Origin of the sequence: Ferrimicrobium acidiphilum DSM 19497 (genome assembly GCF_000949255.1) — a bacterium.
Taxonomy (GTDB): domain Bacteria; phylum Actinomycetota; class Acidimicrobiia; order Acidimicrobiales; family Acidimicrobiaceae; genus Ferrimicrobium; species Ferrimicrobium acidiphilum.
In genome coordinates this window covers 148,613-172,280 of the sequence record NZ_JXUW01000001.1, presented here as the reverse complement: position 1 = coordinate 172,280, position 23,668 = coordinate 148,613, and the positions used below count along the sequence as shown (strand labels likewise).

Genomic DNA, 23,668 nt, shown 5'->3' with positions numbered 1-23,668 from the left:
GTGATCGTGCTGCCCTCTATTGTGGCGGTTATGATTGTCTGACCACTCCGACGTGTACCTCCATCGTTGAGCTACCGATACCACTGTAAATACCGACCAGTGGAGGGACATCGCTGTAGTCGCGCCCCCGGCCGACGACGACGTAGCGTTCGGGTTCGACCTCACGATTAGTTGGGTCTAGTGGTAGCCAGGAACCTACCCATGCCTCGACCCAGGCATGACTCTCTGCGTCGATCAGCTCGCCAATCGAGGCTTCTTGATCTGGATAGTAATAGCCCGAGACATAACGGGCTGGGATGCCAAGCCGACGAAGAAAACCTATGCATAGATGCGCGAAATCTTGACAGACCCCTTTGCGGATCGACCAAGCTTCGGTCGCAGAAGTAGAGACGGCTGTTGAACCAACCTCGTAGGTGAGTCGCTCATGGACCAGATCCGAGGCCCCCTGTGCCGCATCGCGCGGCGTCGCACTGCATCGGAGAAGGTCTAGCGCACTAAGCACCTCGTCAGTATTCCCGATAAGCGTCTTGTCGGTGGGATCTAGATACTCGGCGAAGGCATCGTCGAAGACGGGATCGCGGTAGTGCAGCCAAGAGGGCGATTCTGGTTCGGTTAACGGTCCGGTGCCAGTTTGAACCTGAGAACGTGCAATGATCGAGAGTTCGTGGTGAGGCTGATGTACCTCAAAGACGTGTGTGAGAGTGCCCCAGTAGTCTTGGTACTCAAGAACATGGGCGGACGGTGTAACTATTAGGTGTCTTTGGAGGACGAACTGGGAGCGGTCAGACTGAGGGAGCATTCTCGCCTCGTTGAACGATCCTCCGGAGGGCTCCGAGTAGCGATAGCGTGATGTGTGTTCGATTGAGAGGATCCAAGTCATCACAGGCTCCGTGGGATGATGTGAGCAACTTCACGCTGCCATGACTGGCCCCGAGTCTGTCCGAAGTACTGCTGGGTTATTGCATCCGAGGCGAGTGAACATGAGAGACTGAGGTCCTCGAGCAGGGTCTCAATCCGTGTTGTCAGATCCTCACGAGTGAGGAATGATATAGTGGCACGGGCCTGGCCCAGAATTCGTTGCGCTGGAGCAGGTGGGGCACTTCGATGAGTATCTGGGGCGATGCGATCGAGGCAACGTTCGGCGGTCATGAGGCCGAACTGGACGCTGCGAGGGAAGAGACGGTCGACGAGTAGAAACTCTAGTACGTACTCCGGTTCAACCTGTCCATGGTAGGTGCGTATATAGAACTCATAGGCAGAACAGTACTTCAACGTGGTGACCCAATCTCGACTCTCTGGTGCGAAGACCAGTCGGAACTTCAGAAGGCGAAGCGTCATATCGACACGTTCGATGAACGTTCCAAGCTGGAGAAACTGCCAACCCTCATCTCGAGGAAAGCTCTCGTCGAGGAGACCTATCGTGATAGCAACTCGTTCGTGGGCGAGACGTACGTAGCGAAAGAACTCCGAAAGCGAGGTACTACGGCGAGGCATCTTAACCAGGAGTCGATCAGCGATGTTGATCGCCTCGTAGACTTCGCTGGGGAGAAGCTCTCGGAGCCCACCGGCGTTTCTTCTTGCGGCTACGATTGAGGATGCGATTGAATTTGGGTGTTCGGTGGAGAAACCTAGAGTTGCAAAGAGAGTTGCGGAGTCGGCCTCACCAGCTTCAAACTCGTCGAAACCGAGGGTTGAGAGGAAGGAAGTTTGTGGGCTAGCCGAGCCAGATTCAAGTTCATGGTTGAGATGCACCTCTAGGATACGCGCAGTATCGTCTGCACGCTCTAGGTAGCGACCCAACCAGAAGAGAGATTCCGCTATGCGAACTAACATGTCATTGCTCCTGCTGTTTGGCGACTTGTAACGGGTGATCTCCCGTGGTGGGCTGCCTCGCTGGGGTTGCAGAGCTGTTATTCATGGGTGCATGAAGATCAACGCTATTGGCGGAGGCGTCAAGTACCCAGGTGTCTTTGGATCCTCCGCCCTGTGATGAGTTCACGATGAGCGACCCTTTAGGGAGGGCAACTCGAGTGAGTCCGCCAGGTAGCACCCAGATGCGATCACCCTGGTTGATGGCGAACGGACGCAGGTCAATATGTCGTGGTTCGATCCCTTCATTAACCTTGGTCGGGCAGGTTGAGAGTCGGACGACCTCCTGGGCTATCCATCCGCGTGGGTGCGCGAGTATGGCATCACCCACAGCCGTGAGGGTAGCTTCGTCGGCATCGGGTCCGATGACGATACCAGTGCCACCTGAAGCGTCGACTGGCTTGAGCACAAGCTGGTCGAGTCGTTCTAGCACCCATGCACGCACTTCAGGATCCTCAAGCCGATAGGTAGGGACGTTTGCTAGTATCGGCTCCTCTCCTAGGTAGTAGCGAATCATGTCCGGAACGTAGGTGTAGGTGAGCTTGTCGTCTGCGACGCCGTTGCCGATTGCGTTTGCGATAGTTAGGTTACCTGCGCGCACGCAGGTAAGCAGGCCCGGGACGCCGAGGAGAGAGGAGGGTTCAAAGTAGAGCGGGTCGAGGTAGTCATCGCTGATTCTTCGATAGATGACGTCGACCCTTTGATCTCCTGCGGTGGTATGCAAGTAGCAGACCCCATCTCGACAGGTCAGATCATTACCCTCGACGAGGTCAACCCCCATCTGTCGGGCGAGGAAAGTGTGCTCAAAGTAGGCGGCATTGTGAATGCCAGGCGTGAGAAGTACGACCTTTGGATCCGAGGTTGCAGTGTGAGGTGCAGCCATGACAAGGGCGCGCAAGAGTTCAGTCGGATAGTTCGCTACAGGTCGTACTCGGTGGCCACGAAAGAACTCGGGGAAGATGCGGGTCATGCTTCGTCGATTCTCGAGAACATAGGACACCCCGGAGGGGGTTCTTAGGTTGTCCTCGAGCACCATGAGCGTGCCATCGCGACCCCTGACGACATCCATGCCCGAGATATGGATCCGGACACCATTTGCGGGTGTGAGCCCATAGGCATGGCGAATAAAAAGTGGGGATGAGAGGACAAGACGGCGAGGGATGATACGGTCTTCGAAGATTCGCTGCTGGGTGAAGATGTCGTCGAGGAAGGCCTCGAGCGCACGCACTCTCTGGACGATGCCGACCTCGAGGTGTGCCCACTCCTCGGACGAGATGATCCTTGGGATCGGGTCAAGCGGAAAGGGCGCCTCCATCCCTGCGAATGAGTAAGTAACTCCGCGATCCCGGAAGGAGAGATCTCGTTCCTGACAGCGTTGCTCGAACTCAACCTCACTTAGCTCTTGCAGAGCGCTGTAGAGTTCGGCACATCCTGGACGTGGTAGCCCTGGTCCTGCAAGTATCTCATCGAAGCTGCTCGAGATTGCGTAAGAGTCGAGGAGGGTGTTCTCCATAGCGCAACCTTAGCAGATCTTTCTTGATGATCTTCGCTAGCAACACTCCATTCATCATGAGGTCGCGGTATGAGCACCACGGCATGCGTCAGAAAAACGAACAAATGTACTACTATGGAGAGATGACGCTACCGCCCATCTCCTCGCTTCTCCAAGCGACCGCTTACCAGCCGTCGACACAATTGCCACTTAAGGCTGAGTATGCATCACTTGTGTCGAAAGGGGGCTTGGTGACGGGTGCGGTCACCATGGTGAGTGGTGTCGGATCCCATACGGCGGTAATCGAGATGCTCAGCTTGACGTCACAAACAGGTTTTGCTATCGCCCTCGTGGGCCTTCGTGACCTGGGTGTCGTGGCTTTGGCACAGGCTGGTTGGGACCTTTCGCGTGTTGTGTTGGTTGATGATGGAGTAGAGACGGCACAGGTGATCGCTCTGCTTGTATCCGCCTTCGACGTTGTTGTGTTCGATGCAGCTATCATCGATCGTCACTGGCACCGTTTGGTAGCGCGAGCCAGAGAGCGTAAGAGCGCGCTGGTGGTGATCGATCGCGATCGTGCCATCGATCGCTCCTCGCATCTTCGCAGGTCTCCACCTGATGTGACGCTAATCGTTGAGGAACTTGGCTGGAGTGTGCCGACGATGGAGTTCCCGTTTGGATCCCCGACCTTGCATCTTGTGGTAGAGGAGCATGGGCTAAGGACGAGCACGTCAACATCGGTGGCTCGTTGATTCTGACAGCTCCTAGGCGCATGGTCGTCCTTCATGTCAACGGTCTTTCGCTGCTTGCGGTAGATGCAACACAGGAGGATTGCGTCGCCATCGTGGGTCGTGGCCAAATCATCGAGGTTGCCCAAGCAGCGCTTCGGCGTGGTGTGGTAGTTGGCATGCGTTCGTCTGAGGCGATAGCGCGATGCCCCACCTTGGAGTTGCGAGAACGTGATGACCACCGAGAGGAGCAATGGCTTGCGCGACTTCAGCAGATGTTTGATTCCGTCTCCCCCTATTTCCGTCAGAACAACCGTGCGTTGGTAGCTCCGTTACTGGCGATGACTCGATACTTTGGAACCGAGGCACGGGTTGTGAACGCCATCGAGGAGGTGGGCAGATCACTGACCCAGTCTTACCCACAACTGAGTATCGCACTTGGGATTGCTGACTCTCTTTTTGCCGCATCGGTAGCGGTGGGTCTCGGGTGTCGAGTGCCTCCAGGGGAGTCCATGGCCTTCGTGGGCGAGCGTAGGGTCGATGAGCTGCTCCCGGCGTCGATGTCGGGGTTGTTGCGCGAGGTTGGCATGGAGTACGTCGGTGATTTTCAATACCTCGATGAGAGTGTGGTAGCTGCACGGTTTGGTGGCCGAGGGCTGTTCTGGTATCGTCTCTGCCGTCTCGATATCGATCTTGCGGTTGTTGGTGATGATCCGACGGAGATCATCATGTGCACGACTGAGGTTTTCGACGATGATACCCCAGAGCGAATCTCTTTCCGCTTAATGCAGCCCCTAGATCTTCTCTTGCGCGCCGCCGAACAGCGTGGTCTCGTGTTGGTGAAGGCGTGTATCACGCTCGTCACGACGACGGGAGAGTTGACCAAGATGGTGGAGGTCCTTGATGGGGCGAGTGCGACTGAGTTGATAGCTCGACTCCGATGGTTCGAGCAGGCGTCTCGGCCACACCGCGATACGTTGATCGAGGCACGTATAGAACCGTTGCAATGGTCATCGGTGCGTCGCCGTCAGTTGACATTTGATCGCCAGGAGCTGAAGGAGTCGGCGATTCTTGCAACCTTGACTCGTGTGGCGATGCTGTATGGCGATGATCGTGTGTTGGTGCCTGCTATGCAAGGAGGTCGTTCCCTGCGAGAGCAGGGTGCCTGGATCCCCTGGAGCGGCCGATGGCCGTCTCCACAGCTTTCGGAGGATCATCAGGCTCCTTGGCCTGGCCATCTACCGGGCGCTGCTCCAAGTTTGGTGTATCAACACCCTCGTGAGGTCCGGCTCCTCGATGCTCTTGGTACTCCAGTTGAGGTATGTGGAGATGGCATCATGATGGTTGAGCCCGCGATACTAGTCCTTGGTCGTGAGGAGCTTAGGATATCAGCGTGTTTTGGTCCCTGGGTTGTCGTTGAACGCTGGTGGGAACGTCGCCGGCGACGCTATGTACGACTTATGCTGATGACTCCGCAGAGGGTAGTGCTCGTGATGAGGGAGGCGCAGCGTTGGTGGCTTGAAGGGGATTTTGGGTAGACAATGCCATCCTACCGAGAGCTAGAACAACCGATCCAGCGAGTTCGCGACTTAGATTCAACGCAATCTAATCTCAGCGACGATCGAGAACCCGCCTATGCAGAGCTGCATGCGCACAGCTATTTCAGCTTTCTCGACGGTGTCGTTTCGCCAGAGGATCTCGTTGTTGCTGCGAGCCAAGCCGGCCTCGCTGGGATCGCGCTCACCGACCATAATGGTCTCTACGGTGTGCCTCGATTTTTGACAGCTGCGCGATCGCTGGGGATCCAGCCGATTATCGGAGCTGAGTTGACGCTTGGTGATGCCGAGGTCCGCACCGCGACACCTGATCCGAAAGGAGAGCACCTGCTCGTTCTCGCAGCCTCGATCGAGGGTTATCAGGCGCTTTCGCGTACGATTGCCGAGGCACACCTTCGTGGGGGATCTAAAGGAGTCTTCTCGTTGTCGCTCGATCAGCTGGCCACAAATCAACCACATGACGGTTGGGTTGTGTTGACTGGATGCCGTAAGGGTCCACTCTCGCGTGCCCTCATCGAACAGGGACCCAAGGCAGCTCGACATCGATTGAACGAGTTGGAGGAACGTTTCGGTCATGATGCATTAGTCATTGAGATCAACGATCATGGCGATCCATTGGATACGATTCGAGCAGATTTCTTGGCTGAACTCGCCGTTCAGCGTGGATTTCCACTTGTTGCAACACAGAATGTGCATGCCCTAAATAGTCGCGGTCAGCTACGAGCTACAGTAGCGGCAGCTATTCGATCAAACTCCAAACTTGCCGAGCTCGATGGATATCTTCCGAGTGCTGGGGTACCCCGATTACGAACGCCAAGGGAGCAGCGGTTGCATTTTGTGCGTTATCCTGGCGTCGTGGCACAGACCGTTGAGGTGATGGAGCGTTGTCGTTTCCCGTTGCACCTCATTGCCCCGGGCCTACCACGTTCGCTTGCTCCAGCAGGCGAGACAGATATCTCATGGCTCCGCCACCTTACCTTTGAACGCGCACCGAAGCGCTATGGTTCCGTGGATGCTGAGCGCATCCCAGGAGCCTATGGCCAACTCGCTTACGAGCTCGAGATTATCGATACATTGGGTTTTGCCGGCTACTTCTTGGTGGTAGCCGATCTGGTCGATTTTTGTCGAAGGGAAGGGATCTACTGCCAAGGTCGGGGTTCAGCGGCCAATTCTGCCGTCTGCTATGCACTTGGTATCACCAATGCCGACCCTGTGGCTCTTGGGCTTCTATTCGAACGCTTTCTCTCTCCAGAGCGTGATGGTCCGCCTGACATCGATGTCGATATTGAGAGTGGCCGACGTGAAGAGGTGCTGCAGTATGTCTATCGGCGTTATGGTAGAGAGTACGCCGCCCAGGTAGCTAGCCTGATCACCTACCGAGCACGCTCGGTTCTTCGAGATACGGCGCGTGTGTATGGCGTTCCGTTGATAGAGATCGATCGGTGGTCACGCCAGGTTGAACGACGTGGTTCGTTACGTGCCTCATTTGAGGCGCGTGATCATCGTGGACACCCGCTACTCGAGGTCCCGGCGGACATCGCCGAGGTCGCGCTCGACCTCGAATACACACCTCGACACCTAGGTCTGCATGTAGGGGGAATGGTGATCTGCGATCGTCCTATCATCGAGGTATGCCCAGTCGAATGGGCACGCAAGCTGGACCGCAGCGTCTTGCAGTGGGACAAGGACGACTGTGCTCAGATGGGGCTAGTGAAGTTCGACCTCCTTGGTCTGGGTATGCTAGGCGCGATCCACGAGATGGTCGATCTTGTGAAGGACGCCTATGGAGTGACGGTCGACATCGCCCTGTTACCCCAGGAGGAACAGGTGTATGTGATGTTGCAACATGCTGATTCCATCGGTCTTTTTCAGGTCGAGTCGCGTGCACAGATGGCGACGTTGCCACGACTCAAGCCGACATGTTTTTATGATCTTGTGGTCGAAGTAGCGCTTATCAGACCAGGGCCAATCCAAGGCGGGTCGGTTCATCCCTATCTCCGCCGTCGGAGCGGAGAGGAGGCGGTTACCTATCCTCATCCACTGCTCGAACGTTCGCTCTCCAAGACTTTGGGGGTGCCCCTTTTCCAGGAGCAACTCATGCAGATGGCGATGGATGTGGCTGGATTCTCCCCGTCGCAGGCGGACGAGCTTCGACAGGCGATGAGTTCTCGGAGGTCGACTGAGCGCATGGAGCGACTCAAACGGCGTCTTTTCGCTGGCATGGAGGCGAACGGGGTCGATGATCTAGCGAAGGAGGAGATTTACCAAAAGCTCGCTGCCTTTGCGAATTTCGGCTTTCCTGAGAGTCATGCCGCCTCCTTTGCCTATCTCGTCTATATCAGCGCATGGTTCAAGCTTCACTACCCAGCGGCGTTTTATGCTGGGATCTTGCGTTCGCAGCCAATGGGATTTTGGTCACCTCAGACGTTACTGCGAGATGCTGCGCGACATGGAGTTGCTGCATTGCCCCCGGATGTAAATCGAGGATCTGCATCGACTGACCTACAGGTTTACGATGGCGAGGTCTTTCTCCGAGTCGGACTTGACACCATACGCGGTGTCGGAGATAAGAAGGCCCAGGCGATCATCGAAGGCGGTCCCTATACCTCTTGGAGGGGGGTACTCGACCGTGTTCCACTCAGCGAGCTCCAAGTAATCAACCTTGCAAAGGCAGGGGCGTTTGACTGTTTCGGCCAACACCGACGGTCGGTGATTTGGCAGAGCGGAGAGGTGGTGCGAGACCGTAGAGGGCTCTCTGATATCGTCGCTAATGGAAGTCAACCCACTTTTGAAGTTCTCACCGAGGCCGAACGACAGCTTATGGAGTCACACGCGCTGGGCTTTGTGACCAAGGGTCATCCGATGGAGCTTCTGCGTTCATCCTTGAGTCGATCGGATATCGTACGCTCTGACGGCTTGGGGGCGTTGGATGATGGAGCCAAGGTGACCGTGGCTGGCATCGTCACACACCGGCAGCGCCCAGGTACGGCCAAGGGTGTGGTCTTTCTAAACCTGGAGGATGAGACTGGGTTGATTAACGTTCTTATTCGCCCTGGAGTCTGGGTTCGCTTCCGCGAGGCGGCCCTCTCCTCTGCCGTGCTGGTAACTGGGAGATTGCAGCGAAGCGGAGAGGTGAAGTCAGTGATCGCCTCAAAGGTGATGGCTCTTGAGGGTGCGCCCGTACTTCGTTCGCGTGACTTTCAATAAGCCGTAGCGGTGAGCCGTGGTTATATCCTTAAGCCTAGTGTAACTAGGTCCAGTCGATGACGTGCTAGAGTGATGCCCGATGCAGCACCGGGTGATCAGCACAGCGTTAGTGGTTACTTTGGCTGCTCTAGTACTCGCCAGCTGCGGAAGTCAAGCGACAAGCTTGGCCACACCTCTTGCGTCCGCTCCTGGGGTGACCGCATCTAGCGTCCTCTTTGCAACAGAGGTCAATGCCGAGGGGGTCTCGCATCAAAACGCAGTTGACGAGGTGGCTGGCATACGGGCGGTACTACGTCTCTTCAACCAGCACCATGGCGTCTACGGAAGGCAACTCGGCCTGGTGGTAAAGGATGATGCAGGGCAACCCTCAATTGCAGCAGACGAGACGAACTACCTGAGCGCTACCGTCGGTGCCTTCGCTCTGATCGGTGACGCTCCGTCCTCGATTGCTAACTCCGTGTCAACGGAGGCGAGCAGTTCCGGCATCTTGCAGTTGTTCCCGACGGGGCAAGCGACAGGACCTAATACTGCCAACACGGTCTCTCCACTCACCGCCACAGCGACTGAGCTTGGACCTCTGCTAGCAAGTCTTGATCTTGCTAACGGAACGATTGCAGTGGTGTCGTCGACTACGGTGCCAGGCATCGCCACTGATCTTGGTTTCAAGACGTCGCCCGAACAACTCAGCTACGGCACGACTGGAAAACTGCAAGGCACCGCCCAGTTGGCAAAGAGAGTGCCAGACTTGGTGATCAGCTTTGCACCAGCATCGGTGACCACCAGGCTTCTTGCTACCCTCGCAGCTTTGAATGAGGCACCGACAGTGATCGCTGCCGAGAGCTCCACTTCGCGTGCGCAACTACGAGCAGCGGTGCCGACGTTTCATGGTACGGTGATGCGTCTTGGACCATGGGTTCCGCGGAGCGCACTCAGCGCCGCCTGGAACGGATACCTAGAGGCTGTCGATCGCTTGCTAGCGCCAAAGGTGGCGCTTGACCCGGCAACTCTTGATGGCATCTATGCCGCCACGATGTCGATCGAGTTGCTTCGCTCTGCGGGGATCAATCCCAGTCGTAGGGCGATTCTGACGAGCCTCGCACGGCATCGGTTCGACCCGACTATACCGGCCTTCGGCTCATGGAGTGCGGCTACGGGATTTCAAGGTGCCGTCTTGACAGGTACGACTCGTCCCGTATACGTTGACGGAACACGAGTAACGACCACTCCACCTAGACTCGCCGCCCCTCCAAACCTGTAACTCGACTCAAGCGACATCGCCTGCTCTGGCTCGAGGCGTCGTTGGTGATAGAGTCGAGGTAGGGACGAGAAGGGATGCGGAGATGGCTTGGGATTTTGCAACGGAACCTGACTTTGAGGCGCAGCTAGTCTGGGTGAGGTCATTGGTTGAGAACGAGATCCTCCCTCTTGAGGCGCTTGACCTTGATACCCCAGCGCTCAAGGTGATGATCAAGCCTCTGCAGGAGCAGGTTAAAGAACGTGGACTCTTCGCCGCCCATCTGCCTCCCGAACTCGGTGGACAAGGATTTGGTCAGGTCAAGCTAGGTCTTATCAGTGAGATTTTAGGTATGTCGCCAATTGCCCCGATCGTATTTGGCAACAACGCACCCGATTCTGGAAATGCGGAGCTACTCGCGCTTGGCATCGAGGCAAATGGAGCTGAATTCCAACGTGACATGTATCTCGAACCTCTACTCCGAGGAGAGCTTTCGAGTGGATTTTCGATGACTGAACCGGATGCTGGGGCCGATCCAACTCGTATCAGCGCCACGGCCGTCCGTGATGGTGATGAGTGGGTGATCAACGGTCACAAGTGGTACACGACGAATGGATCGGTCGCTGACTTCCTAATCGTTATGGTACGCACCGTGCCCGACGCCCCAGTCCGTCAAGCGATGTCCATGCTGCTGGTTCCGAAGGAGACGCCGGGGGTTAGGGTGGTGCGCGATATACCGACGATGGAGGATCCTGTGGTCCATGCAGGGTCCTATGGTAATCACGCCGAGATCATCTACGAGAGCGTTCGAGTTCCACTCGATCACTTGATTGGGCACGAGGGTATGGGTTTTGCTCTTGCACAGAGCCGACTTGGGCCAGGGAGGATCCATCACTGCATGCGATGGCTTGGGCAATCACAGCGTGCGTTTGCGATGATGTGCGAGCGGGCCGTCTCAAGAGAGGTGTTTGGGGAGCCACTCGCCGCCAAGCAGACGGTCCAGAACTGGATTGCTGATTCCGCTGCTGAGATGTCCGCGGCACGACTAATGACTCTACATGCTGCTTGGATGATTGACCAGAAGGGACAGAAGGCGGCACGTACCGAGATCTCGATGATAAAGTACTTTGGGGCTCAGGTCCTCTATAACGTGATCGATCGAGCTATACAGGTGCATGGAGGATTGGGCTTCTCGTCGGATCTCCCGTTGGAGAAGATGTATCGTGCCGCGAGAGCAGCCCGAATTTATGATGGACCGGATGAGGTGCATCGCATGACGGTTGCTCGGCAGATACTGCGAGACTACGACCCAGCAACAGAGCCAACCGAGTTGATTGCAACCAGACGTGCGGCGGCCAGGGAGCACTTTGCGGCTCAATTGGAGTTGCTGTCGATAGACCGTTAAGATAGCTCGCCGATACCCGAACCTCTTCATCGGTCTTGCCACAGCTGTTTGGCAGTTAGCCTGGAAGCTAACAAGATGCGAGGTTGATGGAGGAGACGTGTCGAAGGATCAGCGAACTATTGTGAGCATTCATGCTCATCCCGATGATGAGGCATCTAAGGGCGCTGCCACTATCGCCAAGTACGCCGAGGAGGGTGTGCGTTCGGTGCTAGTCACTGCTACAGGCGGTGAAGAGGGTGAGTTTCTCAATCCTGCGTTCAAAGGACGTGATCCTGAAGAGTTGCCAGAGTTGAGGATGAAGGAGCTCGCCCGCTCAGCCGAGATCATTGGGTATCAAGATGTGGAGCTGCTTGGATTTCGGGACTCAGGAATGCCCGGTAGCGAGGCAAATAGTCATGAAAATTGTTTCGCCGCTGTGCCCCTTGAGGTTGCAGTACGTCCACTTGTTGCTATTCTTCGGCGAGAGCGCCCTCAGGTGATGATCAGCTACGGTGAACGCCAAGTCAGTTATCCTCATCCGGATCATCTTCGAGTCTATGAGGTGGCGAAGGTGGCCCGTGAGTGGGCAAATGACCCCACGTTCGCTCCCGAGCTTGGAGCTCCTCATTGGGTGGAGAAATGGTACTGGTCGCTATGGGTTCGTGCTCGTTTCGAGGCGTTGAGCAATGCTATCGCCGCGAAAGGTATCGAACTTCCCTTCAGGATGGCAGAGCGGGAGGGTGATGATGATCTTGTCACCACTCATATCGATGTGAGCGAGTTTATTGGTGTGGGACGTGCTGCTTTACTGGCGCACGAGACCCAGGTGGATCCGAATTCACCGTTTTGGTTCGCACTCTCGCCAGAGGAGCTCGCGCAGGTCTATCCATATGAGGAGTATCACCTTGTCGGCTCTCCTGATGGATACCAGGAGACAGACCTGTTTGCCGGATTCGGAGAGCGCTGACGTGGCGTCCTGGCTCTCAGAAGGATGGATTGCAGATACCCTGGAGCTCGGAGCTGCGATGCCCTACCAGGCTGGGGTCTCGGCGACGCTGCAGTACTTTCTTACCGATGCTGACGGCACGGAGTACAGCTACTACTGGACTATTCAGGATGGGCAGCTTGGCGGCGCCGGACTTGGCGAACACACGAGTCCAGATGTCGAGCTCTCCGTCTCGCTCGATGATGCTCGTAGCATGCAGACTGGTGCGACCGATGCGACGAGTGCCTTCATGGAGGGCAGGCTTCGCGTTGATGGTAATCTCGATCTCCTTATGCAACTCCTTCCGATCACTGGATCGAGCGAGTATCAGGAGTTAGAGCGCGAGCTCGCCCGGCGGACTGATTTCGACCATATAGGGGAGTAGTTGCCGGATACCCAGGCGGTCCTTGCACTCATCGACGCGTCTATAGAGCAGGCGGGTAACGTTGAGCACAGGGCGTGGGAGAAGTCGACAGGCGAGTGGGTCACCGAACTCGATCTGGTGATCGAAGCGGCGCTTACGGAGAGCCTTTCTTCGTTGCTCTCGGGAAGTCGAGTGCTTGCAGAGGAGGCTGCGAGCCAAGACTCGTCTTGGCTCAATTGGATCGCTCAAGGCCAGGTGTGGATTGTGGATCCGCTGGATGGAACCGCCAACTATGTAACCGGAAGCGGACCGGTAGCGACTATGGCTGCGCTGGTGGTTGATGGTTCGCCGCAGTTGAGTTGTATCCGTCTCCATGGCGGTCCAGCTCTTTTAGCGGATGCAACCGGGGTTAGGGTCATCGGTGGGAAGGCCTCAGTTGAGCATCATAGAGAGCGTGGGCGTGGAGTCATATCTGCCCGCTTCCTACCTCGCCGCATAGTCGATCAGATGAGTACTGCACTCGTGAATGAGTTCGATATCGTCGATGGATCAGGCTGTGCAGGGAGCGATTACGTCGATCTAGTGTGTGGGAGGCTCGACTTTCTGATCTACGAGCGTGTGCTGCCCTGGGATCATGTACCCGGAGCCTACGCTGTGACCAAAATGGGTGGCTCGGTGCAAATGGGCGACGGGTCAAGCTATAGAGCTCAACCCGAAGGAGCAGGATTGGTGGCCAGTAGTTCTAGGCAGCGCACATCACGCCTCTTGGAACTGCGTAGGGCGGCTATTAACACGGGTTCGTGAAGTCCTCTCTACGGCTGAAGGGCGAGGACTCCCGACGGTCTCGGGTATAGGTTTCCAAAAATAAGCCAAGCAGAACCTGTCACCCAGCGTTGGCGTCAGCTATGTATGGCAACAACATGGTATAGGCAGTAGATCATCATTGGTTGGGGGCGATCACATGGTCATCCAGGGCATGTGGTATGTCGCACCAAGACCGTCGAATAATGGAAATGTATAGGAAAATAGGCATGTAGCTGGTGTGGTTTCCGTGTGGCTCGGTGCTGTGCTTCTGTGGTGGACGCGATGAATGTTTCACGGGCCAGGCTATCGAGGGCAAGTACTTGTGTTTGGTTTGATTAGGTTGGGCGCGTGAGTGGAGTACTTATGCTTTGCGTTGTTGCTGGCGGGCGTGCGTGATACGTCGATAGGTCTCAGACTCGACATGTCGCTGCTGCAGGAGTTCCTTTAGAATTGCCGCTTGTTGAGTAAAACTGTGTGGATCGATGATGTGGATCTCCCGGGAACCAAATGAGCGAATTTCTGGCGTGTTGGCGGCAAAGCTGAGTGCTAACTCGATAATGCCATCGAGTTCGGTGGCCATCTCTTTCGATATGCAATGCAGAAGTGCATCTGTGGTGGAGAGCTCAGCTGGCGTCGCCTTGAGGGTGTGATCGATCGTTGCAATTCCGCGGTTGCAAGCCAAGATATATGCGTCGTAGCCGAGATTTGCCTCACTGTAGCTAGGCGTCAGCCGAAGCGCAACTCGGAACTCATCGGCGAGGTCGAATACTGCATCGGCTAGATCTGCCCTAGGCCATACTGCATCATGGAGTATGGCTAAATGTGAGACGCTGATACCCCAGAGGATAGCGCGCTCAAGTTGGGCGCGCAGCTCGCGATACACCTCGCCGGCATCGGCGTGTTCGAGCAGATCGTCAGTAGTGGTGGGAAAGGTTCCTTCGCCGCCCATGAGCGTTGGTGCATGAGTGAGTGGCCGATAGCCAAGGATTGGATGCGGCGATGTCAGAACAAGTTCAACGCCCAAGTCTTCGCCGCGGTAGCGGCGCACTACTTCACGAGCCCATGCGCCAACAACTACGAGCCTGCCGCCGGTTGCGAAGCCACTTCGCAGGGCCAAGAACCCCCCAGCCGTTGTCGCCTCAGTAGTGCCGAGACCCTCCGCAACAAGGATGAGCTGTTTGGTCACCTATTCGTATTCACCTAATCTATCGGGGTCGCCGTAGAGTGGTTAGCGTTGCCGGCAACTGGGAGCCCCGCCGTCGGACGGAAGTCTTCAAGTTTCGCGATCGACGCGTTCTTCTTGCCCTCTGGGTGGACTGCCTTCCCAAAGGCCTTGTCGACGAGTTCGGCAACGTCCGCTCCCGATATCGTCTCACGTTCAAGCAGGGCGTTGGCGACATTCACGAGACCTGGTAGGTGCGTCTTCAGAATTTTGGAGGCTCGCTCTTCCTGTTCGCGGAGGATTCTCTCAACCTCTTCATCTACAAGGCGTGCAGTTCGATCGGAGTAGTCGGATGAGTGGAGGAGATCTTCACCGAGGAATACCACATTTTGAGAGCCCCATGCCATCGGTCCGATACGTTCACTCATGCCCCACTCGCGCACCATCCGTCGTGCGAGTTCGGTATTTCCCTGGAGGTCATTGCTCGCACCGGTGGAGAGATCGCCGTAGACGAGGAGTTCGGCCACTCGTCCACCCATTCGGACTACCAAAGAATCTTCAATGTACTCCTTCGGATAGAGATGGCGCTCCTCAAGCGGGAGTTGCTGGGTGACTCCTAGGGCCATTCCTGTGGGGAGTATTGTGACTTTGTGGACAGGATCTGAGTACTGCAGTACATAGGCAAGCACGGCATGGCCGCCCTCGTGGAAGGCGACACGCTCCTTCTCCTCGTCAGAGAGAATTGTTGACTCTCTGCGTTGCCCCATGAGTACGCGATCACGCGAGTACTCAAAGTCCTCCATGTCGATCTCGGATGAGCTGCGGCGCACTGCGCTTAGCGCGGCTTCGTTGACTAGATTTGCAAGATCGGCGCCGCTCATTCCAGGTGTTCCTCGAGCTACAACGGTGAGATCAACGTCAGAGGCGAGCTTTTTCGATCGTGTGTGCACCTCAAGAATAGCAGTTCGCTCGTCGAGGTCCGGGAGCGGAACGACGACCTGGCGGTCGAAACGACCAGGTCGGAGCAGTGCGGGATCCAGAATGTCGGGACGGTTGGTAGCAGCCATTACGACTATGCCTTCGGCTGGATCGAAACCATCCATCTCCGAGAGCATCTGGTTCAGCGTCTGCTCACGCTCGTCGTGGCCCCCGCCCAACCCCGTGCCACGCTTGCGGCCAATGGAGTCGATCTCATCGATGAAGATGATCGAGGGTGCCTGTTTGCGAGCGGTTTGGAACAGATCTCGCACACGACTTGCACCAACACCTACGAACATCTCCATAAAATCTGAACCACTCACGGACATGAATGGGACTCCTGCCTCTCCAGCTACTGCTCTGGCGAGTAGCGTTTTACCGGTCCCAGGGGGGCCAACCAGTAGGATTCCCTTTGGAATCCGAGCGCCAAGGTCTGTGAAACGAGTCGGGTCACTGAGGAACTCCACGATCTCTTTTACCTCGCTCTTGACCCCTTGATAGCCGGCGATGTCGTCAAAGGTGGTGCGCGGACGCTCCGGCGAGTAGACGCGCGCTTTCGATCGCCCTATCGACATGATCCCCGACATCGAACCCTGTGTTCGACGGCTGATAAAGATCCAGACGAGAGCGAAGCCACCAATGAGGATGGCATACTCGATGATCGTGCCAATAATACTAGGGCTCGAGGTCTGGAAGTTATAGCTGACACCGGCCTTTTTGAGGGCGGTGATCTCACTTTGAAAGGCGGGATCTGGCCCGTAGAGGCTGTAGCTCTTACCGTTGCTGAACACGCCGGTGATCTGCCCGGAGGAGTTATCAATTACCGCCGTCTTGATATTATGGGCGCTCACGTCTGAGAGAAACTGGCTGTAGGTCAGCGTCCTTGCGGTTGGACCATGGTTTAAGAATGAGACAAGAAGAACGACGACGACTAGACCTAGTAGTAGACCGAAGGTAATCCGTCCACGACTATCTTTGCCTTGGGATTGACCGTTGTTACCGGGTCGCATATTTTGAGGAGTGCGGCTCATTGCTACTATGCTAGGCGGTTTGGTGCCGATTGAGAAACCTAGGCGGGCAACTACCCTACTTCGATTCAATTGGAGTTCCTTAGGTTTTGGATCCGTTAGCCTGATTGGCCCGAGGCCCCGAAGGAGTACGTGTGGATGGAACGTCGCTTGAAACCGGCTGATGGTCGACCTGCGCCACTTTGGTTTCCTCCGGTGGTGCTTGGTGTCGCGCTGGTGTCGAGCACCATCTTTCTCTCGATCGGGATCTCTGTTTCGCACTTCTCCGGACCCACCACGCTGTCCCGTCTGACTCCATTCCTGCTTGTGATGGACGAGATAGGGTTATGGATCTTTTTTGTCGGTGGCGCCTTTTTTGCTGCGCGTAGCTATTGGCATCGATCCTTCTTCGAATTGATTGGGTGGCATTTTCGTCCGCTCATCGACGTACCGGTTGGAATAGTTGCGGGCGTGGTCAGTCAACTTGTGATCGTGCCAGTGCTTTATCTTCCCTTTGAGGCTATCAATCCCTCACTGTCGAAGTCGCTTTCGAAACCGGCTCAATCGTTCGTTGGCATTGGCCATGGTGGAGGACTCGCGGTCGTCGCCTTTGTGCTGGTGATAGGGGCACCAGTTTGTGAGGAGATCTTCTTTCGCGGTCTCACGCTCTCGGTATTGCGTGATCGTCTGGGGAACGTCACGCCAGTAGTTCGAGTGGCGTTGTCGATTTTGGGAAGTGCGTTGCTTTTCGCGCTCGCTCACTTTGAGCCGCTTCAGTTCCTCGGCCTGCTGGCGGTTGGCTGTGTGCTGGCGGGTTTGATGTGGTGGACAAGACGATTAGGCACCACCATCGTTGCTCACGCTACCTTCAACCTGGTCGCGCTTGTCGCCTTGGTGCGCATTCACTGAGGTTGGATTAGTTGGGTACTGCCACTATGAGACCTCGATGGATTGCCGTAGAAGGTTATCGCTCACTACTGGATGTGGCCACACGCGAGTACGAGCGTGGGGAGTGCGATAAAGGTGTTGGACCCAGGATCAACGCCGGTCATGGCCGCAAGGTAGCGCCCGGCGAGCGATGCTCCAAGCCCTACCGGCGTAAAGGCGTCGATCGTAATCTCGTCCGCGTCTATCGCAGTCAGAAGATCATATAGTCGGAGACCGATGTCCTGGTCGACGATTTCGTCGCTCGCACTCGCGATGGCGCTAGTGCCTATTCTGCCCGTCGATGTGATCGGTTCGAGTAGAGCCAGGTGCCCACCCGGTCGTATCCAGCGCCGCATCGCTCTCATAGCAGCTAGCGGATTGGTAAGGTCAAGCAGAAGGAAGCGGCAAACGATGACGTCAACTTGTTTTGGCAGCTCAAGTTGGTATACGTCCTGGACGAGTTCGATCACCTGACATGATGCCGCTCCGTGCGACGTCGGAAAGACCTCCGGGTCCGCATCTACGGCGTAGAGAGTCGCCTGTGAGGGGAGCGCACTTGCGATGTCCTCGGTGATGCCGGCGTAGCCGCAACCAATATCGGCTGCGGCGCTTAGCTCGAATCCTGCAAGCATTGACGTTAGTTGAGCCGTTGCCCGATAATAGGGGTCGACCACTTCTGTGTGCAGATTTGGGCCTACACGGGTAGATTTCGTCGGAATAAGGTGGCGATCTTCCACATTTCTACGCTAGCGTTATGGGTCGTGAATGCAACATTAATTCTCTGCGATTCTGCGCAGGTCAGCGAAGGTAAACTTTTTCTCCTCGGTGGAGGATGGTCAGTGACTGGCCCTGGTATGTCGCCAATGGCGATAGCTATGAAAGTAGATGTCGGCTGGTCTGAGGCACCTGAAGCCCACCATTGGGAGCTCTTCCTTCAGGACAACGATGGTGGCGCCGTCATGGTGGAGACTCCAGAGGGTCCCCAGCCCGTCGAGGTACGAGGTGATTTCCAAATCGGCACTCCCGAAGGGGTTCCACTGGGGAGTGACATCCCTGTCAACCTGGCGATCAACCTTGGTCCGCTACCGCTTCCTCCAGGTGGTAGGTACCGGTGGGTCTTAACCATCGATGGAGAGTCTCAGCCCGACTGGAACGCCGCGTTTTCGACGATGGCGTTTCCTCAGGGTGAGGTGGTAGAAGGTGGAGAGCCAAGTGAGGCTCCACGTCCAGTGACAGAGGACTAATTCGCGGTGACTGCAAGTGATCGACCGTTTGGCCGAGCGTTTGAAGATTTCGTCGTTGGTGATGTCTATCGCCATTGGCCTGGGAAGACGATCACCGAGGCCGATGATCATCTGTTTTGCATGATCACCATGAATCATCACCCTCTGCACACGGATGCCTATTTTGCCGAGCATTCTACGGTGCATGGGAAGAACGTGGTGGTAGGCAACCTTGTCTACTCTCTCGTGTTGGGCATGAGTGTTGCCGACGTATCTGGCTCGGCGATCGCCAACCTTGAGGTTGAGTCGTTAATCCACAAGAGACCTACGTTTCATGGCGACACCATCTATGCGGTCTCACGTGTGCTTGCAGCAGAGCCGTCGAAGTCAAAGCCCGATCGAGGTATCGTGACGGTTGAGACCTTTGGGTACAACCAGCATGGTGATGAAGTCGTTTACTTTCGTCGCAAGGTAATGGTCTGGCGCAAGGACGCGTTGCCACAGAGAGAGTTTCCGTATTCTGTCTAGCTCGTATTTTAGCTAGCATCAACTCGCCGCAGCTGATTACACCCTCGGGCGTTCTCGCGCGACGCTCTTCCGGGCTCATTGTAGCTAGAGTTCGCTAGCGACTCTTGACGGAGCTTGGCTGACCAAACGGGTGAAACTACTCACCAACCGAGAGCGCCAACCTAAGAGGCGACTACAACGCAAACTAGCTAGACAGACCAAAGGCTCCAAACGTCGTAATGCTATAAAGCTAGCTATAGCCAAGTTATCAGCAAAGGAGACCGATCGACGCAAAGACTGGATCGGGTGGACCACAACCTGATTGCCCTAGAGGATTTGGGGGTCAAGAACATGACCCGTTCGACCACGGGCACAGTTGAGAACCCAGGCAAGAACGTTGCTCAGAAGTCCAGACTCAACAGGTCTATCCTCGAACAGGGCTGGGGTATGTTCCACAGACGGCTCACTGACAAAGCTATCAATGCCATAATACCAGTAGAAATCATCGCCATCAACCCCGCATACACGAGCCTACGTTGTTCTAAGTGTGATCTAAGGACGTGGAGGGACATCGCACGCTAACAAGCACCCAGACCCAGTGAAGCGTCAACCAGCCGAAGCTGCGTGAGCAGCCCAGGAAGCCCCGTCCGTAAGGGTGGGGCGGATGTCACACAAGTCACTCAAGATTCGCTCCGGTAGGTCGATGTCCTCTTTGAGGAGATGAGCCGTTGACACTGACCTCCCCCTCTTTGTCGAGCGGCCTCTCCTCATCTTTGTGTACGGGGGTTGATGATTATATGTACCTTGCGGATGCATGCATAGCTATGCATTGAAGTTCGAGTTGGGTGGCTCGCCCGGACTTTGGGCCAGACGATTGCCGATCTCGACTTAGATCGAGTCCCGGCGACTAGTCGCTTAGGCGGGACTTGATCAGTACCTCTATTGGTGTCTGACCGCCTGTCGAAGGCGGGGCAGAAGGAGTGGTTTAGGTTCTCGGTCTCCCGTGGGGTAGCAGACCTGGATCGATGTCCGATAGGTTCGGGTTGGTCTGGTCGCGCTGGGAGACGACGGGATCGACGAGTCGCCAGACGTTGCGAAAACGTGGATCATCCCAGCGGATGCCGAGCTCATCGGAGGGGTTATAGTACCCATCGACGAGGTATGTCAAGGTGATGTCAGTGAGTGTCGCGAAACCATGAGCAACACCTGGTGGAATGAAGACACCGATTGGGTTTGTCTCACCCATCTCAAGATCCATCACGGTGTCATGGGTAGGGGAATCCGGTCTTAGGTCATAGAGGACGACCTGCGCAGTGCCGTCGACGATGTACCAATAGTCAGCCTGGTGCAGGTGGTAGTGTAACCCTACCAGGGATCCGGCGATTTTGTCGGAACGAGATCCCTGCACCATCTCACGACCGAGTGGGAACCATGAACGTCGGTAAGTCTCTTGAAACTTACCACGGGCGTCGGCGTGGACTTCAGGTTGAATGATAACGACATCATCAATGAGGTCGTTGAGCTCGTGATTAGCCATGTGGTACCGCCGTTTCATCGAAGGAGTGCGACACCTAGGCTAACAGTTGACCGGTTCACACCGCGCATCTTCATCTCGCCATCGCGGACAGCGGCGGCTTAGGCGACGGCGTGACCGAGATCCTTCAACATCAGACCAAGGTCGTGACTGTTCGAGGCGTTGGCAAGTGCGGTCTCTGTTGTTATTTTCTCGTCGGTTACTAACTTGGCGAGCGCCTGATCGAATGTCATCATACCGTAGAAGGCACCCTCAGTGACGATTGTTCTGATATCGGTGGCTCGTTCTGGTTCGAGGATCGCTTGCTTAACTCTCCCATTGGTGACCAGAACTTCGCAGGCCGCCACCAACGTTCCCCCTGTACTGGCTTCTACGAGGCGCTGCGAGATGACGCCAGCCAGGATGTCGGCGATTGATACTCTCGCCTGTTTCTGTTGGTATGGAGGGAAGAAATCTATGATGCGCGAGATCGTCTCTGCAACCCCGAGAGTGTGGAGTGTGGAGAGTACGAGATGGCCAGTCTCAGCGGCTTGCATGGCAGCCTCTACCGTTTCAAGATCTCGCATCTCTCCGACGAGGATCACGTCTGGGTCTTGACGAAGTGATGCACGTAATGCCGATGCGAACGTCCTCGTATCGAAGCCGATCTCTCGTTGGTTTACAAAGGAACGCTGATCTTGATGTATGTATTCGATTGGATCTTCGAGAGTAATGATGTGTTTGGCCTTGTTTGTGTTGATTGCATTTACCATGGCAGCCAAGGTCGAAGACTTCCCGGAGCCGGTGGGTCCGGTGACCAGGATAAGTCCGCGCTCGATATTTGCCAAGTCGGCGATCGAAGAGGGTAATCCGAGATCCTCGTAGGAAGGCGCCTGTGGTTTGACCGAGCGAAACGCGAATCCTATAGCTCGCCCAAAGAGAAAGCAGTTCACCCGATAGCGTCTACCACGGGTATCGACGTAGGCAAAGTCTGTCTCCCCTGTCTTCTTGAATATGGCCGTGGCCGATTCTGGCATGATCGCCTCCATCATTGCCGCAAGGTCTTCCCCGCTAGGAGAGGGGAGTGTTTCGATGGTGCTGAGGCGTCCGCTTACCCTCACGCACGCTGGGGCATTAGCCTTAAGGTGAAGGTCGGAACCACCTAGAGTTCGCAAGGTGTCGAGGTAGCTCTCAAGAAGGACATGGTGACTAGTGGCCATACCTGGTATTCTTCGACCAGCTTTGCAGATAGCTGAAGTCGAGCCAAAGAGGAGCTATCTTCCAGTCGTGTAGCTACGCCTATACTGTTGTTTGAAGAATCGTCTCTCGCCTTCGAGGTGTCCCATGACAGTAATCATCATCTTTGTCGTCGCATTCATCGGGTTGGCGATCGTAGCGCGGATCGGGTTGTCGAATGCGACACGCGAACGCCGTTCCATGTCTGGCCATCGCCAGACTCTCGACATGATCTCTAAGGTGGCTGATGCCCCGACTGCCGATCGTGATGCTCGTACATTCAAAGTGGAGCCTTTACGTCCGGTTAGACTCGATCTCTCGAAACTCGATCATCTCACAGATCCAGATCTCATTCGTATTACTGCACCGCTAGGAAATGACGATGACCACCTCCAGACCACACCTGAGCCTAGAGGTATAGAAGACCGGGAGAATGGCGACCTGAGCCTGGATTCCGAGCCACCAGTACCAGCGCACGACACCTCCGAGCTCGTTGAAGATCCGTTGTCTGTGCCTGAACATGCTTCAACAGTCGACTCTGGACTGGTGTTTGGAGAAGAGGGTGTGTTAGAGAAGAAGGCTGATGCCGATGCGGACTCCACTGTACAGCTCACTCCTATTGGTGGTGTGCTCGCATCGTCGATGACCGAGGCTATGCCAGTGATCGACGCCTCTTTGAGCGAGAAGGAGTCCAGTGCTGAATCAGACGGCCGTGGATCGCGTGAGCATCGTGTCTATTCGACCGGCAGGAGTCTGCCGTTGTCAGCTATGGCTGTCGGCGCGGGCGCTATCGCAGTGGTCCTCGGCGTCGGTTTCTTTCTGCTCGGACGCAACACTTCATCGACGGTTATTCCACCTTCGTCGGCTACACGCACGACCACCCCTTCGAACTCGCGCTCATCCACAGCCTCAAAAGGATCTAAATCTACTTCGACCACCAAGAAAAAGACCTCTACTGCGGCTGGTGGCTCCTCGTCGACTCCGTCGAATTCCTCCACCCCTAGCAGTGGCAACCAGTCGACAAGTTCATCGTCGTCGACACCGTCTAAGTACACCCCGGTTAGCGCGAACTCGAGTTATGCAACCTACGATATTCCTGGCGGAGCTAGAACGATCGTAGTGAGCGCTAGTCAGCCATGTTGGGTAGCTGATTCTGATTCAGCTAATGGTCCGCTGTTATGGGACCAGACCCTTCCGGCCGGTGGGTCATATACGATCTCTTCAACTGCATCTTCGTTGTGGATTAAAGTTGGCAACGCACATGACTTCCAGATGCAGGTAAACGGGGTGCCGGTTTCGTTTTCATCGCCGCCGGGAGTCTTCTCCTTCAACCTTGTTGCCTCCTCCGGCCAGTCGCCCGCATAATAAGAACTAATAGAGCAACCCACAGAGGACTTGCTTGCCTCACTCAGGAGAAGGGGTCAGGCTCTCAGCAGGAGTAGGACATGAAGTTAGACAGGGATGGCTCTGCCCGATGGTAGTCCCATGAGAG

At 55.8% G+C, this 23,668-nt stretch carries 21 protein-coding genes; 13 read left to right on the top strand and 8 right to left on the bottom strand.

The genetic code is table 11. From position 1 onward, the window contains the following. Positions 1-28: 28 nt before the first annotated feature. Genes FEAC_RS00775 through FEAC_RS00765 form a run of 3 tightly spaced genes read right to left on the bottom strand, consistent with a single transcriptional unit; the run spans position 29 to position 3,382 of the window. Positions 29-880, bottom strand: coding sequence for a transglutaminase family protein (locus FEAC_RS00775; protein WP_035388062.1), 852 nt, complete (start codon positions 878-880; stop codon positions 29-31). Continuing rightward, the gene (locus FEAC_RS00770; RefSeq protein ID WP_035388063.1) at positions 880-1,833 is read right to left on the bottom strand and encodes an alpha-E domain-containing protein; all 954 of its coding nucleotides are present in this window, start codon (positions 1,831-1,833) and stop codon (positions 880-882) included. The genes FEAC_RS00775 and FEAC_RS00770 overlap by 1 nt, the downstream gene beginning before the upstream one ends. Position 1,834: 1 nt before the next feature. Continuing rightward, positions 1,835-3,382 carry a circularly permuted type 2 ATP-grasp protein gene (locus tag FEAC_RS00765; RefSeq protein WP_052565059.1) on the bottom strand — a complete coding sequence of 516 codons (1,548 nt, stop codon included), beginning with the start codon at positions 3,380-3,382 and terminating at the stop codon, positions 1,835-1,837. A gap of 122 nt (positions 3,383-3,504) precedes the next feature. Between FEAC_RS00765 and FEAC_RS00760 the strand changes: the two genes are divergently transcribed. The 8 genes from FEAC_RS00760 (at position 3,505) to FEAC_RS00725 (ending at position 13,623) form a co-directional block, all read left to right on the top strand. Beyond that, a complete protein-coding gene (locus tag FEAC_RS00760; RefSeq protein WP_152622999.1) occupies positions 3,505-4,113 on the top strand; it encodes a hypothetical protein in 609 nt (202 codons plus the stop codon). Beyond that, positions 4,110-5,627, top strand: coding sequence for a Y-family DNA polymerase (locus FEAC_RS00755; RefSeq protein WP_152622998.1), 1,518 nt, complete (start codon positions 4,110-4,112; stop codon positions 5,625-5,627). The genes FEAC_RS00760 and FEAC_RS00755 overlap by 4 nt, the downstream gene beginning before the upstream one ends. Before the next feature lie 3 nt (positions 5,628-5,630). Then, positions 5,631-8,852 (top strand): error-prone DNA polymerase, encoded by a 3,222-nt coding sequence (locus tag FEAC_RS00750; protein WP_081900899.1) that lies wholly within the window; start codon positions 5,631-5,633, stop codon positions 8,850-8,852. Positions 8,853-8,943: 91 nt separating this feature from the next. After that, positions 8,944-10,110: an ABC transporter substrate-binding protein gene (locus tag FEAC_RS00745; RefSeq protein WP_035388066.1), complete on the top strand. Its 1,167-nt coding sequence runs from the start codon at positions 8,944-8,946 to the stop codon at positions 10,108-10,110. A gap of 82 nt (positions 10,111-10,192) precedes the next feature. Next, positions 10,193-11,491 carry an acyl-CoA dehydrogenase family protein gene (locus tag FEAC_RS00740; protein ID WP_035388067.1) on the top strand — a complete coding sequence of 433 codons (1,299 nt, stop codon included), beginning with the start codon at positions 10,193-10,195 and terminating at the stop codon, positions 11,489-11,491. A gap of 97 nt (positions 11,492-11,588) precedes the next feature. Next, positions 11,589-12,437, top strand: a complete 849-nt coding sequence (locus FEAC_RS00735) for a PIG-L family deacetylase (RefSeq protein ID WP_160290295.1) — start codon at positions 11,589-11,591, stop codon at positions 12,435-12,437. Further along, positions 12,415-12,840, top strand: a complete 426-nt coding sequence (locus FEAC_RS00730) for an SCP2 sterol-binding domain-containing protein (protein WP_160290294.1) — start codon at positions 12,415-12,417, stop codon at positions 12,838-12,840. The genes FEAC_RS00735 and FEAC_RS00730 overlap by 23 nt, the downstream gene beginning before the upstream one ends. Beyond that, positions 12,841-13,623 (top strand): inositol monophosphatase family protein, encoded by a 783-nt coding sequence (locus tag FEAC_RS00725; protein ID WP_035388069.1) that lies wholly within the window; start codon positions 12,841-12,843, stop codon positions 13,621-13,623. A gap of 361 nt (positions 13,624-13,984) precedes the next feature. Here the strand turns inward: FEAC_RS00725 and FEAC_RS00720 are convergent, their stop codons facing one another. Both FEAC_RS00720 and ftsH read right to left on the bottom strand, forming a co-directional pair. Next, complete coding sequence (locus FEAC_RS00720) at positions 13,985-14,809, bottom strand: ChbG/HpnK family deacetylase (protein WP_052565055.1); 825 nt, start codon at positions 14,807-14,809, stop codon at positions 13,985-13,987. Between the two features lie 14 nt (positions 14,810-14,823). Further along, positions 14,824-16,794, bottom strand: coding sequence for an ATP-dependent zinc metalloprotease FtsH (gene ftsH / locus FEAC_RS00715; RefSeq protein WP_081900924.1), 1,971 nt, complete (start codon positions 16,792-16,794; stop codon positions 14,824-14,826). Between the two features lie 135 nt (positions 16,795-16,929). Between ftsH and FEAC_RS00710 the strand changes: the two genes are divergently transcribed. Next, positions 16,930-17,679 (top strand): CPBP family intramembrane glutamic endopeptidase, encoded by a 750-nt coding sequence (locus FEAC_RS00710; RefSeq protein ID WP_052565052.1) that lies wholly within the window; start codon positions 16,930-16,932, stop codon positions 17,677-17,679. Positions 17,680-17,744: 65 nt separating this feature from the next. Here the strand turns inward: FEAC_RS00710 and FEAC_RS00705 are convergent, their stop codons facing one another. Continuing rightward, a complete protein-coding gene (locus FEAC_RS00705) occupies positions 17,745-18,434 on the bottom strand; it encodes a class I SAM-dependent methyltransferase (protein ID WP_152622997.1) in 690 nt (229 codons plus the stop codon). A gap of 24 nt (positions 18,435-18,458) precedes the next feature. Between FEAC_RS00705 and FEAC_RS00700 the strand changes: the two genes are divergently transcribed. The 3 genes from FEAC_RS00700 to FEAC_RS16210 all read left to right on the top strand — a co-directional run bounded on the left by FEAC_RS00700 (position 18,459) and on the right by FEAC_RS16210 (position 20,009). Then, on the top strand, positions 18,459-18,941 hold the full coding sequence (locus tag FEAC_RS00700) for a DUF6941 family protein (RefSeq protein WP_152622996.1): 483 nt from the start codon (positions 18,459-18,461) through the stop codon (positions 18,939-18,941). Between the two features lie 6 nt (positions 18,942-18,947). Then, positions 18,948-19,448: a MaoC family dehydratase gene (locus FEAC_RS00695; RefSeq protein WP_035388072.1), complete on the top strand. Its 501-nt coding sequence runs from the start codon at positions 18,948-18,950 to the stop codon at positions 19,446-19,448. 330 nt (positions 19,449-19,778) lie between these two features. Then, positions 19,779-20,009 carry a zinc ribbon domain-containing protein gene (locus tag FEAC_RS16210; protein WP_419195358.1) on the top strand — a complete coding sequence of 77 codons (231 nt, stop codon included), beginning with the start codon at positions 19,779-19,781 and terminating at the stop codon, positions 20,007-20,009. A gap of 403 nt (positions 20,010-20,412) precedes the next feature. On the opposite strand, the gene FEAC_RS00685 is transcribed toward FEAC_RS16210, so the two are convergent. Both FEAC_RS00685 and FEAC_RS00680 read right to left on the bottom strand, forming a co-directional pair. Further along, positions 20,413-20,964 carry a dTDP-4-dehydrorhamnose 3,5-epimerase family protein gene (locus tag FEAC_RS00685; RefSeq protein WP_035388073.1) on the bottom strand — a complete coding sequence of 184 codons (552 nt, stop codon included), beginning with the start codon at positions 20,962-20,964 and terminating at the stop codon, positions 20,413-20,415. Positions 20,965-21,062: 98 nt separating this feature from the next. Then, on the bottom strand, positions 21,063-22,160 hold the full coding sequence (locus FEAC_RS00680) for a type IV pilus twitching motility protein PilT (protein ID WP_035388074.1): 1,098 nt from the start codon (positions 22,158-22,160) through the stop codon (positions 21,063-21,065). A 124-nt stretch (positions 22,161-22,284) separates the two neighbouring features. Between FEAC_RS00680 and FEAC_RS00675 the strand changes: the two genes are divergently transcribed. Further along, complete coding sequence (locus FEAC_RS00675) at positions 22,285-23,541, top strand: DUF4115 domain-containing protein (protein ID WP_035388075.1); 1,257 nt, start codon at positions 22,285-22,287, stop codon at positions 23,539-23,541. Positions 23,542-23,668 lie beyond the last annotated feature (127 nt).

What these genes read in the sequence shown, in the direction of transcription:
- FEAC_RS00750 (WP_081900899.1), top strand. Translation starts at nt 5,631, where the DNA reads ATGCCATCCTACCGAGAGCTAGAACAACCGATCCAGCGAGTTCGCGAC.
- FEAC_RS00680 (WP_035388074.1), bottom strand. Translation starts at nt 22,160, where the DNA reads ATGGCCACTAGTCACCATGTCCTTCTTGAGAGCTACCTCGACACCTTG.
- FEAC_RS00685 (WP_035388073.1), bottom strand. Translation starts at nt 20,964, where the DNA reads ATGGCTAATCACGAGCTCAACGACCTCATTGATGATGTCGTTATCATT.
- FEAC_RS00710 (WP_052565052.1), top strand. Translation starts at nt 16,930, where the DNA reads ATGGAACGTCGCTTGAAACCGGCTGATGGTCGACCTGCGCCACTTTGG.
- FEAC_RS00775 (WP_035388062.1), bottom strand. Translation starts at nt 880, where the DNA reads ATGACTTGGATCCTCTCAATCGAACACACATCACGCTATCGCTACTCG.
- ftsH (WP_081900924.1), bottom strand. Translation starts at nt 16,794, where the DNA reads ATGAGCCGCACTCCTCAAAATATGCGACCCGGTAACAACGGTCAATCC.
- FEAC_RS16210 (WP_419195358.1), top strand. Translation starts at nt 19,779, where the DNA reads ATGACCCGTTCGACCACGGGCACAGTTGAGAACCCAGGCAAGAACGTT.
- FEAC_RS00760 (WP_152622999.1), top strand. Translation starts at nt 3,505, where the DNA reads ATGACGCTACCGCCCATCTCCTCGCTTCTCCAAGCGACCGCTTACCAG.
- FEAC_RS00770 (WP_035388063.1), bottom strand. Translation starts at nt 1,833, where the DNA reads ATGTTAGTTCGCATAGCGGAATCTCTCTTCTGGTTGGGTCGCTACCTA.
- FEAC_RS00675 (WP_035388075.1), top strand. Translation starts at nt 22,285, where the DNA reads ATGACAGTAATCATCATCTTTGTCGTCGCATTCATCGGGTTGGCGATC.
- FEAC_RS00765 (WP_052565059.1), bottom strand. Translation starts at nt 3,382, where the DNA reads ATGGAGAACACCCTCCTCGACTCTTACGCAATCTCGAGCAGCTTCGAT.
- FEAC_RS00740 (WP_035388067.1), top strand. Translation starts at nt 10,193, where the DNA reads ATGGCTTGGGATTTTGCAACGGAACCTGACTTTGAGGCGCAGCTAGTC.